Consider the following 12,565-nt stretch of genomic DNA (forward strand, 5'->3'; position numbering starts at 1 on the left):
TCCGACTAAGGGCACTCAAGTATACAGGTCTTCCTGACTCTCTGTATCGCAGGCTAACGCCTGTATCCGCAGTGCTCTCCCTGCATAACCCTGTATTACCTGTGACCGGACCGGTTAGGGTTTATTGCATCTTCAAAAAAGCAATTTACTGATTTATTTATCAGCGGTATGACTTTGCTTTTTTTCCGGAGTTATCAATTTCTCATTTGAGAAATTGAGGACCTGCTATTACCTAAAAATAAAGAGATGAAAATGTCAGAATTAAAAATTGCCGTAAGCCGTTCCTGTCCTGATTGTTTTTCTACGCAGCGTTCTTGTGTAAATATCGATGAAAGTAATTTTATTGATGTTGCTGCTATCGTGTTATCCATCAATGATATTGAACGTGGAAAACTCGATGAAATTGACGCCACCGGCTATGGGATTCCTGTTTTTATCGCCACCGAAAATGAAGAACGTGTTCCATCTGAACATCTGCCGCGGATCTCAGGTGTATTCGAATGTAATGAAGCCCGTACCGCCTTTTATGGCCGGCAGTTAGAAACCGCCGCCAGCCATTATGAAACGCAGTTACGTCCGCCGTTCTTCCGTGCGCTTGTCGACTATGTCAATCAGGGTAACAGCGCCTTTGATTGTCCTGGTCATCAGGGGGGCGAGTTTTTCCGTCGCCATCCTGCGGGTAATCAGTTTGTCGAATATTTCGGCGAAACACTTTTCCGCTCCGATTTGTGTAATGCCGATGTCGCAATGGGTGATCTGCTGATTCACGAAGGCGCTCCCTGCATCGCACAACAGCACGCAGCTAAAGTTTTCAACGCGGATAAGACCTACTTTGTACTGAACGGGACCTCCTCATCGAACAAAGTGGTGCTTAACGCATTGCTCACCCCAGGCGATCTGGTGTTATTCGACCGCAACAACCACAAGTCAAACCACCACGGCGCGTTATTGCAGGCCGGGGCAACGCCGGTATATCTGGAAACCGCGCGTAACCCGTACGGCTTTATCGGCGGGATCGACGCGCACTGCTTTGAAGAAGGCTATCTACGTGAACAGGTGAGTGAAGTTGCGCCACAACGTTCGAAAGATGAGCGTCCGTTCCGTCTGGCCGTGATTCAGTTAGGTACCTACGACGGCACAATCTATAACGCCCGTCAGGTGGTGGATAAGATCGGTCATCTGTGCGACTACATCCTGTTTGACTCCGCGTGGGTTGGCTATGAGCAGTTTATTCCGATGATGGCCGATTGCTCTCCGCTGTTGCTGGATCTTAACGAAAATGACCCCGGCATTCTGGTCACCCAGTCAGTGCACAAACAACAGGCAGGCTTCTCCCAGACTTCGCAGATCCACAAAAAAGACAGCCATATTAAAGGCCAGTCTCGCTACGTGCCTCATAAACGAATGAATAACGCGTTCATGATGCACGCCTCCACCAGCCCGTTCTATCCGCTCTTTGCCGCACTGGACATCAACGCCAAAATGCATGAAGGCGTCAGCGGGCGCAACATGTGGATGGACTGCGTCGTCAACGGAATTGATACTCGTAAGTTGATCCTGGAAAACTGCCACCATATCCGCCCGTTCGTGCCGGAGATAGTAGAAGGTAAACCGTGGCAGGCTTATCCCACCGCTGAAATCGCCAGCGACCTACGTTTCTTCCATTTTGTCCCAAGTGAACACTGGCATGCTTTTGAAGGGTATGCCGAACACCAGTACTTTGTGGATCCATGCAAATTGCTGCTCACCACTCCGGGTATTAATGCACGTAACGGCGAATACGATACCTTCGGTGTTCCAGCTACCATTCTGGCTAACTTCCTGCGCGAAAATGGTGTGGTGCCCGAAAAATGCGACCTCAACTCCATCCTGTTCCTGCTGACTCCCGCAGAAGATATGGCGAAGTTGCAGCAGCTTGTCGCCCTGCTGGTGCGTTTCGAAAAACTGCTGGAAGCCGATGCCCCGCTAGCCGAGGTTCTGCCCTCGATCTACAAGCAGCACGAAGCCCGTTACGCCGGTTACACCCTGCGCCAACTGTGCCAGGAGATGCACGATTTGTATGCGCGTCACAACGTGAAGCAGCTACAGAAAGAGATGTTCCGTAAGGCACATTTCCCGCGCGTCAGCATGAATCCCCAGGATGCCAACTATGCATATCTGCGTGGTGAAGTTGAACTGGTGCGTCTGCCGGACGCTGAAGGTCGCATCGCGGCAGAAGGCGCGCTGCCTTATCCTCCGGGCGTACTGTGTGTGGTTCCGGGTGAAATCTGGGGCGGTTCAGTATTACGTTACTTCAGCGCACTGGAAGAAGGAATCAATTTACTACCGGGCTTTGCGCCTGAACTCCAGGGTGTCTACATCGAAGAACACGACGGTCGTAAACAGGTGTGGTGCTACGTGATTAAGCAACAAAGCGCGCAACCCGCTCTGTTGAAAGGGGAAATGTTATGAGCAAAGCCAAATCCAACAAAATGGGCGTCGTCCAGCTCACCATCCTGACCATGGTTAATATGATGGGATCCGGAATCATCATGTTGCCCACCAAGCTTGCGGAAGTCGGTACTATCTCGATCATCTCGTGGCTGGTGACTGCTGTCGGTTCAATGGCGCTGGCCTGGGCCTTCGCAAAATGCGGTATGTTCAGCCGTAAATCCGGTGGTATGGGGGGTTACGCTGAATACGCCTTTGGCAAATCCGGTAACTTTATGGCGAACTACACTTATGGCGTTTCGCTGTTAATCGCCAACGTGGCTATCGCCATCTCCGCCGTTGGCTACGGTACCGAGCTGTTTGGCGCCACACTGACACCGGTGCAGATTGGCCTGGCAACCATTGGTGTACTGTGGATCTGTACCGTGGCTAACTTTGGCGGGGCGCGCATTACCGGGCAGATCAGCAGCATCACCGTTTGGGGCGTCATTATTCCGGTTGTCGGTCTGTGTATCATCGGCTGGTTCTGGTTCAGTCCGACGCTGTACGCTAACTCCTGGAATCCACACCACGTCCCGTTCTTCACGGCTGTCGGCTCTTCCATTGCGATGACCTTGTGGGCTTTTCTGGGTCTGGAATCGGCCTGCGCCAACGCTGAAGTGGTAGACAATCCGGAACGCAACGTGCCCATCGCCGTATTGGGCGGTACGCTGGGCGCGGCGGTGATTTACATCATCTCCACCAACGTGATAGCCGGGATTGTGCCGAATATGGATCTGGCTAACTCTACAGCACCGTTCGGTTTAGCCTTCGCACAAATGTTCACCCCGGAAGTCGGTAAAGTGATCATGGCGCTGATGGTGATGTCCTGCTGCGGTTCACTGCTGGGCTGGCAGTTCACTATCGCTCAGGTATTCAAATCGTCGGCTGATGGGGGTTACTTCCCTAAAATCTTCTCTCGCGTGACCAAAGTAGACGCGCCGGTACAGGGGATGCTGGCTATCGTGATCATCCAGAGTGGTTTATCGCTGATGACTATCAGCCCGTCACTGAACAGTCAGTTCAACGTGCTGGTCAACCTGGCGGTGGTAACGAACATCATTCCGTATATTCTGTCGATGGCCGCGCTGGTAATTATTCAAAAAATGGCGAATGTTCCGTCGTCGAAAGCGAAACCGGCAAACTTCGTGGCGTTTGTTGGCGCATTGTACAGCTTCTATGCGCTCTACTCCTCTGGCGAAGAAGCAATGCTTTATGGTTCTATCGTGACCTTCCTCGGCTGGACGCTGTATGGCCTGGTATCACCGCGTTTTGAACTGAAAAATAAGCATAGTTAAATCCTGGCATAAAAAAGCCCGGTAGCGCTAACGCTTACCGGGCCTACAAAACGCGTCAGTACAAACAAGACTTACGCGTTTTTCAGCACTTCGCTGACAATCTCAACGGCTTCTTTTTCGATCTGCTTGCGATGTTCTTCACCAAGGAAGCTCTCGCAGTAGATTTTATAGGCGTCTTCAGTACCTGACGGACGCGCAGCAAACCAGCCGTTGTCAGTCATCACCTTCAGACCACCGATAGAAGCACCGTTACCCGGTGCCGCCGTCAGACGTGCCGTGATCGGGTCGCCCGCCAGCGTGCTGGCACTCACCATTTCCGGAGACAGCTTAGACAGCGCCGCTTTCTGCGCGGAGGTCGCGCTTGCCTGCAGGCGGTTGTAGCTTGGCGCGCCGAAGCGGGCTGCCAGTTCGTTGTAGTGCTCTTGCGGATTCTTACCGGTCACTGCGGTAATTTCTGCCGCCAGCAGGCACATGATGATGCCGTCTTTGTCGGTTGACCACGGTGTACCGTCAAAGCGCAGGAAAGAAGCGCCCGCGCTCTCTTCACCACCAAAGCCAAAGCTGCCGTCAAACAGACCGTCAACGAACCATTTAAAGCCAACCGGAACTTCGACCAGTTTACGCCCTAAATCATTCACTACGCGGTCAATCATCGCCGAAGAGACCAGCGTCTTACCAACGGCAACGTCTTTGCCCCACTGCGGACGATGCTGGAACAGGTAGTTGATCGCCACCGCCAGGTAGTGGTTCGGATTCATCAGACCCGCCGGGGTGACGATACCGTGACGGTCATAGTCCGGATCGTTGGCAAAGGCCAGATCGAACTTGTCACGCAGCGCCAACAGTCCCGCCATCGCGCACTCGGAGGAGCAGTCCATACGGATTGCGCCATCTTTGTCGAGATGCATAAAGCGGAAAGTCTGATCAACGTGATCGTTAACGATAGTCAGGTTCAGGTTGTAGTGCTTGGCAATACGCTTCCAGTATTCGATACCGGAACCGCCAAGCGGATCGACGCCCAGCGTCAGGCCCGCTTTCTGGATCGCCGCCATGTCGACGATGTCGGCCAGTCCTTCAACAAACGGCTGAACCAGGTCCTGCTCTTTTACATGACCAGATGCCAGCGCAGCGTCCAGCGACATACGCTTCACGCCTTGCAGACCGTCAGCCAGCAGAGCGTTAGCCCTGTCTTCCACCACTTTGGTGACGTTAGTATCTGCCGGACCACCGTTTGGCGGGTTGTATTTAATACCACCATCTTCCGGCGGGTTGTGGGATGGCGTGATCACAATGCCGTCAGCCAGCGGGCCGCCTTTTTTGTTGTGGACCAGGATAGCATTCGACACGGCAGGGGTTGGCGTAAAGCCGTTATTTTCCTGCACGATGACGTCCACGCCGTTCGCTGCCAGCACTTCCAGTACAGAGATAAAAGCCGGTTCAGACAGCGCGTGGGTATCCTTGCCCACGTAGCACGGGCCATTGATCCCGTTTTTCGCACGTTCTTCAGCAATCGCCTGAGCGATAGCCAGAATATGCGGCTCGTTAAAACTATGACGACCTGCACTGCCGCGATGTCCGGACGTACCGAACTTGACGGCGTGCTCAGCGTTCCCTGCCGTTGGTTTCAGTACATAGTACTGTGCCGTCAGTTGGGCGACGTTAATCAAATCACTCTGTTGCGCAGGTTGACCTGCACGGTTGTGGATTGCCATTGCCTGGTCCTTCTAATGCAAGGATTAAATTGTTCCGCAAACCTTTTCAATCAATTCCGCAGGGAATTGCATTGACTGCATGATGTGCTCAACCATGCTGCATTTACGGCCGGTATTGGTATTGGTGATCACCCAGTACGGCGTGCCTGGCACGTGTTTCGGTTTGGTTTGATTACCATTTTTCAGCAGCGTCTGTTCATCTGCTGCAAAATAAACGCGCGTACGACCATGCAACGATTCCGTTGCTTCGGCGAACGCGTTTTGATCCAGTGAATAGAGTGTAGACAGCACCAGCATAAAGCGATTTACTGCTTTCTTCTGCTCCGCATATTCGTCGGACAGCAGCAGTTCACGCATCGCGCGCACTTTATCTTTTACGGGGTTAACCGGCTTCGCTTCCACGACAGCTTGCACAGCGCGGACTTCTTTTACTACCGGAGTGACAGGCTGTGATGCGGCGGAAAACTTCAACATACGCCGTAAAATGTCGGATGCGCTCTCGCCGATATGCTTGGTGTGGCTGGCAATATAGCTATAGAGTTCATCATCAACTTCAATCGTTTTCATCTTAATCCAGTGCAGTGTTTAGCTGAATACAAGTTGTTGGGGTCAACACGCGTAGTGTAAAGGCAAATCCCAACAGCGGATAGCGTCAAGCCTGGTGGCTGGCAAAACTCAGAGTAACCGTAGTTGTTGCAGCCATGTGGCAGAATGGTCAACATGATACCCTAACCCGTGAGTGTGAAAAAAAGAACTTTGCCATGAAATTGAATATCCGAGCGCAATCTGCGCAAAACCTGCACAATAATTCTCCCATCGTCCTGGTGCACGGCCTGTTTGGCAGTCTGGATAACCTGGGGATCCTGGCGCGCGATCTGGTGGCCGATCACGATATCATCCAGGTTGATATGCGAAATCATGGCCTCTCCCCGCGTTCACCTGTGATGAATTATCCGGCCATGGCGCAAGATCTGCTGGATACGCTGGACGATCAACAAATCGAAAAAGCGATCTTTATTGGTCACTCGATGGGCGGCAAAGCCGTCATGGCGTTAACCGCGTTGGCCCCGGAACGTGTCGAACGGTTGGTAGCCATCGACATTGCCCCCGTTGACTATCATGTTCGCCGTCACGATGAGATTTTTGCTGCCATTAACGCAGTAACTGACGCGCAGTCCTCTTCGCGTCAGCAGGCGGCGAGCGTCATGCGCCAGCATCTACAAGAGGAAGGCGTGATCCAGTTTCTGCTCAAATCCTTCGTGGACGGCGAATGGCGCTTTAATGTTCCCGTGCTGTGGGAGCAATATCCTCATATTGTCGGCTGGGAGACCATCCCGGCGTGGGAACACCCGGCGCTGTTTATCCCCGGTGGCAACTCACCTTATGTTACCGAAGCGTATCGCGAACAACTGCTGGCGCAATTCCCGCAGGCTCGGGCGCTCGTTATTGCAGGCGCGGGCCATTGGGTGCATGCGGAAAAACCGGAGGCGGTACTGCGCGCCATCCGTCGTTATCTGAGCGAGCAGGCTAACTGATTAAAAACTCAGCGTCTGCGCGTGATTACGCGCGTGGGCGTTGGCGTGTCTCCCCTGCTGATGTATTATGGCGGGCTATCCATCCGGGCAGACGCCTGGCTGATTGTTTCCCCGAAGTCACCAAGATCATGGCCAAAGAACAAACGGACCGTACGACATTAGATCTGTTCGCGCAGGAGCGTCGCCCGGGACGACCCAAAACTAATCCGCTCTCGCGTGATGAACAGTTACGTATTAACAAACGTAATCAGCTTAAACGCGATAAAGTTCGCGGGCTTAAGCGTGTCGAACTGAAACTGAACGCTGATGCTGTTGACGCTCTGAACGAGCTGGCCGAGGCGCGCAACATGAGTCGCAGTGAACTCATCGAAGAGATGCTGATGAACCAACTCAGCGCATTGCGCGGTCAGGCTTAGTCTGAATTTCTGCTCTAAATCATAAATCGTGTAGCACAGAGTGCAGTCCTGCGTGTTTGCTGTTTCCGCATGCCTGACTGTTCTGCTATGATTGCCCTTATCCGTGGGCAATGCGCCACCACCATTTCAATAAGTTTCAAGAGGTTATTTTACTCATGGCAATCACTGGCATCTTTTTCGGCAGCGACACCGGTAACACCGAAAACATCGCAAAAATGATTCAAAAACAGCTTGGTAAAGACATTGCCGATGTACATGACATTGCAAAAAGCAGCAAAGAAGACCTCGAAGGGTATGACATTTTGCTGCTCGGCATTCCAACCTGGTACTACGGTGAAGCGCAGTGTGACTGGGACGATTTCTTCCCTACCCTCGAAGACATTGATTTTAACGGCAAACTGGTTGCATTGTTCGGCTGCGGCGACCAGGAAGATTACGCAGAATATTTCTGCGATGCGTTGGGTACAATTCGCGACATCATCGAACCACGCGGCGCAACCATCGTTGGTCACTGGCCAACGGCGGGTTATCACTTTGAAGCGTCCAAAGGCCTGGCGGACGACGACCACTTTGTGGGTCTGGCCATTGATGAAGATCGCCAGCCTGAATTGACCGCCGAACGCGTAGAAAAATGGGTTAAGCAGATCTCTGAGGAGCTGCACCTCGACGAAATCATCAATGCCTGATTTTGTGTGGCGCAGATTTCCATCTGCGCCACATCAATAGATAAAACCAATCAAAATAATTGCTACAAATTTGTAACTTTTTCGTCTGACCCTGTACAATGGCCGGATGCCAATCGGGTATTGCACAGTGTGTTTGTCGGCGATACCACGTTTTGATTAACAATATATGCCAGAGACTTGCAGTTTTCATTTAGCCATGGCAGTTCTATAATGAATCGCATTATCTCAAGTGCAATTTCTGTCACTTCTGTTAATGAAGTGAATCGTTTAGCTACAGGACAGATTCCGCATGACTGACAACAATACCGCATTAAAGAAGGCTGGCCTGAAAGTAACGCTTCCTCGTTTAAAAATTCTGGAAGTTCTTCAGGAACCGGATAACCATCACGTCAGTGCGGAAGACTTATACAAACGTCTGATCGATATGGGTGAAGAAATTGGTCTGGCGACCGTGTATCGCGTGCTGAACCAGTTTGATGATGCCGGTATCGTGACCCGCCATAATTTTGAAGGTGGTAAATCCGTCTTCGAACTGACTCAACAGCATCATCACGATCACCTCATCTGCCTCGACTGCGGCAAAGTGGTCGAGTTCAGCGATGATTCCATCGAGGCGCGCCAGCGTGAGATTGCGGCTAAACATGGTATTCGTTTAACCAACCATAGCCTCTATCTTTACGGTCACTGCGCCGAAGGCGATTGCCGCGAAGATGAGCATGCTCACGACGGTAAATAATGTAATGCTTTCTGAAAAGCCAACCATTTGGTTGGCTTTTTTTATGGGCGCTATCCCCTCTTTTCCCCTTCCCTCCACTCCTGTGTTGCTTTAATGTAAAAATCAATTATCCCTTCCCGGAGAGTCGAAATGGAACTTCGCCAGCTACGCTATTTTGTTCGCATTGTAGAAACCGGCAGCATGGGTAGCGCGGCGCTCGATCTCAATATTGGGGTTTCGGCACTCAGCCAGCAAATGTCCCGCCTGGAAAACGAACTCGCTATTCGCCTGCTGCAGCGCACCTCGCGTGGCGTGACGCCCACCAGCGCCGGACTGGCTTTTTACTCCCAGGCGCAGCTGGCGCTCCGCCACGCAGACGATGCAATCCTCGCCGCGCGAGAGTCCCGGCTTTCCGGGCACGTCAGCGTCGGTATGGCCCCCAGTACCGCTTCCGTTCTCGGCATGCCTTTTATTAACGCCATGCGGGAAAGCTATAGTGATGTCCGCCTGCATGTGGTGGAAAGCCTCTCTGGCAACCTGGAACGGATGATTAATACCCGCCAGATTGATCTGGCCGTGGTATTTCAAAAAGAAAAGATCCTGCGCTGGAGCGCCAGACCGATTCTCGAAGAGCGCCTGTTTTTGATTGGGACTCATGCCTTACTGGCCGATATTGCCGATGACAATATTGCGCCAGCCCAGCTGGCAAGTATCCCATTGATAATGCCCAGCCCAGGCCACGGTCTGCGCGGCAGGCTGGAAGCAATTTGTCAGGAACACGCGCTGCGCATTGAGATCGCCACAGAAATTGATGGTCTGGCGCTGCTAATGCGCGCCGTTCGCAGTGGAATCGGCGCTACTCTCCAGCCCGGCGCGGCGATTTCCCATCTCGATAAAGAGACGCTAAGAGTGATCGGCGTCCATAATCCAATACTGAGTCGCCCCAACTTTCTGGTCAGCCTCTCGGACGATGAGCTCACCCCCGCGGGCCTCGCCGCCCGCGTGGTGCTAACGAAAGTGATGCATCAACTGGTGGAAGCAGGAAGCTGGCCAGGCGCCATTCTTTACAATAACTAAAGCCCTCTTTAGCACTTCGTCATAGCGCCCGCACAAGCTGTGCGTATACATTTCAATTACAAATTTAACAATTAGTTAAATGGTAATGGAGTATACGATGGTTGATGTTCTGGTGATTGGCGGTGGCAATGCCGCGTTATGTGCTGCCCTAACAGCCCGGGAGCAAGGAGCTTCGGTACTCCTGCTCGAAGCGGCTCCACGGGAATGGCGCGGGGGAAATTCTCAACACACGCGTAATCTGCGCTGTATGCATGACGCGCCGCAGGATGTGCTGGTGGAAAGCTATCCTGAAGAGGAGTTCTGGCAGGATCTGCGACGCGTCACCGAGGGAAATACTAACGAAGCCCTGGCGCGTCTGGTGATCCGCACCTCTTCACAATGCCGCGACTGGATGCGCCAACACGGCGTTAATTTTCAACCTCCTCTCTCCGGTGCTTTACACGTAGCGCGAACCAACGCCTTTTTTATGGGGGGCGGGAAAGCCCTCGTGAATGCCTATTATCGCAGCGCAGAAAAGTTAGGCGTGCAAATCCGCTATAACACACCAGTGCAGGCGCTTGAACTGCATAACGGTGAGTTTGTGGCAGCGCTGGCAGGCGAAGAGCGCATAACCGCTAAGTCCTGCGTGCTTGCCGCTGGCGGATTTGAGTCAAACCGCGAATGGCTGCGCGAAGCCTGGGGAGAGAACGCCCGCGGCGAGTGGCCTGCGGATAACTTCCTGATTCGCGGCACGCGCTTTAATCAGGGCGTACTGCTTAAATTTATGATGGATGCCGGGGCGGACATCATCGGCGACCCCTCCCAGTCACACTGCGTCGCCATTGATGCCAGAGCGCCATTATATGACGGCGGGATTTGCACCCGCGTGGACTGCGTTTCACTCGGCATAGTAGTCAACCGTGACGCAGAACGTTTTTATGATGAAGGCGAAGATTTCTGGCCCAAACGCTACGCCATTTGGGGACGCCTGGTCGCCCAACAGCCAGGACAGATTGGCTATTCCATTATCGACAGTAAAGCCATCGGCCACTTTATGCCACCGGTATTCCCCGGCGCACAGGCGAATACGCTGGCGGAGTTGGCGCATCAGTTGGGGCTGGATACCGAACGCTTTACCCACACCGTGACGGCGTACAACAACGCCTGCCAGCCAGGTCAGTTCGACCATACCGTCCTGGACAACTGCGCGACGAAGAAGTTAACTCCCGCGAAAACACACTGGGCACGACCGCTGGACCAGCCACCTTACTACGGCTATGCCCTGCGGCCAGGGATCACCTTCACCTATCTTGGGTTAAAAGTGAACGAACGCGCTGCCGTACACTTTGCCGGGCAGCCAAGCCGCAACCTGTTCGTCGCCGGAGAGATGATGGCGGGCAACGTGTTGGGCAAGGGTTACACCGCTGGCGTGGGCATGTCGATCGGGACAACCTTTGGCCGCATTGCCGGAAAAGAAGCCGCGCTGGCAGCACGAAAGGAGGCACGTCATGAAGCAGCTTGAGAAACTGATCATCGAAGCACAAATTATCACCGAGCCGGAAGCAGAAGTTGAACGTGTGATGCAGGTCTGTAACGCCTGCCGCTATTGTGAAGGTTTTTGCGCCGTGTTCCCGGCAATGACTCAGCGCCTGGAATTCGGTAAAGCGGATATCAATTATCTGGCTAACTTGTGCCATAACTGCGGCGCCTGCCTGCACGCGTGTCAGTATGCCCCACCCCATGAATTTGCCATCAACGTACCGAAGGCGATGGCGGAAGTGCGGCTCGAAACCTATCAGCACTACGCGCAACCCGCCACCTTTGGCGCGCTTTATCGTCGCGCAGGCATCACCGTGACGCTGGCGCTGGTTTTCGGTCTGATCCTGTTTTTACTCCTCGCCATGAGTTTAAAGGGCTCGTTATTCCATCCTCCGCTGGCCGGGGATTTTTATCAGATTTTCCCGCATAACCTGCTCGCATGGATGTTTGGTTCGGTATTTATTCTGGCGATAGGTCTGCTGATGGCGGGTGTTCTGCGCTTCTGGCGCGAAATCTCTCCGGGTGTACCGCGTTCCGCTGAAATTGCTGAAGCCTCGCACAATGCGCTGACGCTGAAGTATCTCGATGGTGGGCATGGCAAAGGTTGTAACGAAGCAGATGATGCCTTCACCCTGATGCGCCGCCGTTTCCATCACTTCACCTTCTACGGTTTTATGCTCTGCTTTGCCGCCACCGTGGTGGCAACGGGCTATCACTACTTTGCAGGTATAGAAGCGCCCTATCCGTTCTTCAGCGTTCCGGTAATGTTGGGCACGTTGGGCGGCATTGGCCTGACTGTCGGCCCGGCTGGCTTGCTATGGCTCAATTTTAAGCGCTCACCGCTGCATGGCGACGCACGGCAAAAACCGATGGATCGCGGTTTTATTTTGCTGCTGCTCCTGACCAGTCTGACCGGTTTAGCGCTGCTGGCGGGAAGAGACACCTCCTGGATGGCTATTTTGCTCGCCATTCACCTCGGCGTGGTCATGGCGCTCTTTCTGACCATTCCTTATGGAAAATTTGCCCACGGATTTTACCGCTGCGCAGCCTTACTCAAGTGGGCGATTGAGAAACGGCGCGGCAAACAGGCGGGGGTCGCAGGCGACTAACCCGCAAACTCTTACCTCTATAAATATTAT

At 53.1% G+C, this 12,565-nt stretch carries 12 protein-coding genes; 10 read left to right on the top strand and 2 right to left on the bottom strand.

What is annotated here, in order from left to right:
• The first annotated feature begins 252 nt into the window (after nucleotides 1-252).
• Entirely contained in the window at nucleotides 253-2,451 is a 2,199-nt protein-coding gene (speF, locus tag HV311_RS17380; protein ID WP_191220238.1) for an ornithine decarboxylase SpeF, read from the top strand.
• Complete coding sequence (gene potE / locus HV311_RS17385; protein WP_016155987.1) at nucleotides 2,448-3,767, top strand: putrescine-ornithine antiporter; 1,320 nt, start codon at nucleotides 2,448-2,450, stop codon at nucleotides 3,765-3,767. Before speF ends, potE begins: the two co-directional genes overlap by 4 nt.
• Nucleotides 3,768-3,838: 71 nt before the next feature.
• Here potE and pgm read toward each other — a convergent pair whose 3' ends face one another.
• Complete coding sequence (pgm, locus tag HV311_RS17390) at nucleotides 3,839-5,479, bottom strand: phosphoglucomutase (alpha-D-glucose-1,6-bisphosphate-dependent) (RefSeq protein ID WP_181634906.1); 1,641 nt, start codon at nucleotides 5,477-5,479, stop codon at nucleotides 3,839-3,841.
• Between the two features lie 24 nt (nucleotides 5,480-5,503).
• Nucleotides 5,504-6,046, bottom strand: coding sequence for a replication initiation negative regulator SeqA (gene seqA, locus HV311_RS17395; RefSeq protein WP_016152261.1), 543 nt, complete (start codon nucleotides 6,044-6,046; stop codon nucleotides 5,504-5,506).
• A 194-nt stretch (nucleotides 6,047-6,240) separates the two neighbouring features.
• On the opposite strand from seqA, the gene ybfF reads away from it, so the two are divergent.
• The 8 genes from ybfF to tcuB all read left to right on the top strand — a co-directional run bounded on the left by ybfF (nucleotide 6,241) and on the right by tcuB (nucleotide 12,535).
• Entirely contained in the window at nucleotides 6,241-7,014 is a 774-nt protein-coding gene (ybfF, locus tag HV311_RS17400) for an esterase (protein WP_191220239.1), read from the top strand.
• Between the two features lie 128 nt (nucleotides 7,015-7,142).
• Nucleotides 7,143-7,430, top strand: a complete 288-nt coding sequence (gene ybfE / locus HV311_RS17405) for a LexA regulated protein (protein WP_003022842.1) — start codon at nucleotides 7,143-7,145, stop codon at nucleotides 7,428-7,430.
• Nucleotides 7,431-7,585: 155 nt separating this feature from the next.
• Nucleotides 7,586-8,116: a flavodoxin FldA gene (gene fldA / locus HV311_RS17410; protein ID WP_045441069.1), complete on the top strand. Its 531-nt coding sequence runs from the start codon at nucleotides 7,586-7,588 to the stop codon at nucleotides 8,114-8,116.
• Nucleotides 8,117-8,326: 210 nt separating this feature from the next.
• Complete coding sequence (locus tag HV311_RS17415) at nucleotides 8,327-8,413, top strand: ryhB-regulated fur leader peptide (protein WP_049259739.1); 87 nt, start codon at nucleotides 8,327-8,329, stop codon at nucleotides 8,411-8,413.
• On the top strand, nucleotides 8,406-8,852 hold the full coding sequence (gene fur, locus HV311_RS17420) for a ferric iron uptake transcriptional regulator (RefSeq protein ID WP_003022836.1): 447 nt from the start codon (nucleotides 8,406-8,408) through the stop codon (nucleotides 8,850-8,852). The genes HV311_RS17415 and fur overlap by 8 nt, the downstream gene beginning before the upstream one ends.
• 129 nt (nucleotides 8,853-8,981) lie before the next feature.
• The gene (tcuR, locus tag HV311_RS17425) at nucleotides 8,982-9,908 is read left to right on the top strand and encodes a tricarballylate utilization LysR family transcriptional regulator TcuR (protein WP_019076276.1); all 927 of its coding nucleotides are present in this window, start codon (nucleotides 8,982-8,984) and stop codon (nucleotides 9,906-9,908) included.
• Nucleotides 9,909-10,005: 97 nt separating this feature from the next.
• Complete coding sequence (gene tcuA, locus HV311_RS17430; RefSeq protein ID WP_019076275.1) at nucleotides 10,006-11,409, top strand: FAD-dependent tricarballylate dehydrogenase TcuA; 1,404 nt, start codon at nucleotides 10,006-10,008, stop codon at nucleotides 11,407-11,409.
• Nucleotides 11,396-12,535 (top strand): tricarballylate utilization 4Fe-4S protein TcuB, encoded by a 1,140-nt coding sequence (gene tcuB / locus HV311_RS17435; RefSeq protein ID WP_137352675.1) that lies wholly within the window; start codon nucleotides 11,396-11,398, stop codon nucleotides 12,533-12,535. The genes tcuA and tcuB overlap by 14 nt, the downstream gene beginning before the upstream one ends.
• Nucleotides 12,536-12,565 lie beyond the last annotated feature (30 nt).

The sequence above is a fragment of the Citrobacter sp. RHBSTW-00881 genome (assembly GCF_013728515.1).
In the GTDB taxonomy this organism is placed as follows: Bacteria; Pseudomonadota; Gammaproteobacteria; order Enterobacterales; family Enterobacteriaceae; genus Citrobacter; species Citrobacter braakii.

What these genes read in the sequence shown, in the direction of transcription:
- fldA (WP_045441069.1), top strand. Translation starts at nt 7,586, where the DNA reads ATGGCAATCACTGGCATCTTTTTCGGCAGCGACACCGGTAACACCGAA.
- fur (WP_003022836.1), top strand. Translation starts at nt 8,406, where the DNA reads ATGACTGACAACAATACCGCATTAAAGAAGGCTGGCCTGAAAGTAACG.
- tcuR (WP_019076276.1), top strand. Translation starts at nt 8,982, where the DNA reads ATGGAACTTCGCCAGCTACGCTATTTTGTTCGCATTGTAGAAACCGGC.
- ybfF (WP_191220239.1), top strand. Translation starts at nt 6,241, where the DNA reads ATGAAATTGAATATCCGAGCGCAATCTGCGCAAAACCTGCACAATAAT.
- tcuB (WP_137352675.1), top strand. Translation starts at nt 11,396, where the DNA reads ATGAAGCAGCTTGAGAAACTGATCATCGAAGCACAAATTATCACCGAG.
- seqA (WP_016152261.1), bottom strand. Translation starts at nt 6,046, where the DNA reads ATGAAAACGATTGAAGTTGATGATGAACTCTATAGCTATATTGCCAGC.
- ybfE (WP_003022842.1), top strand. Translation starts at nt 7,143, where the DNA reads ATGGCCAAAGAACAAACGGACCGTACGACATTAGATCTGTTCGCGCAG.
- pgm (WP_181634906.1), bottom strand. Translation starts at nt 5,479, where the DNA reads ATGGCAATCCACAACCGTGCAGGTCAACCTGCGCAACAGAGTGATTTG.
- potE (WP_016155987.1), top strand. Translation starts at nt 2,448, where the DNA reads ATGAGCAAAGCCAAATCCAACAAAATGGGCGTCGTCCAGCTCACCATC.
- HV311_RS17415 (WP_049259739.1), top strand. Translation starts at nt 8,327, where the DNA reads ATGAATCGCATTATCTCAAGTGCAATTTCTGTCACTTCTGTTAATGAA.
- speF (WP_191220238.1), top strand. Translation starts at nt 253, where the DNA reads ATGTCAGAATTAAAAATTGCCGTAAGCCGTTCCTGTCCTGATTGTTTT.
- tcuA (WP_019076275.1), top strand. Translation starts at nt 10,006, where the DNA reads ATGGTTGATGTTCTGGTGATTGGCGGTGGCAATGCCGCGTTATGTGCT.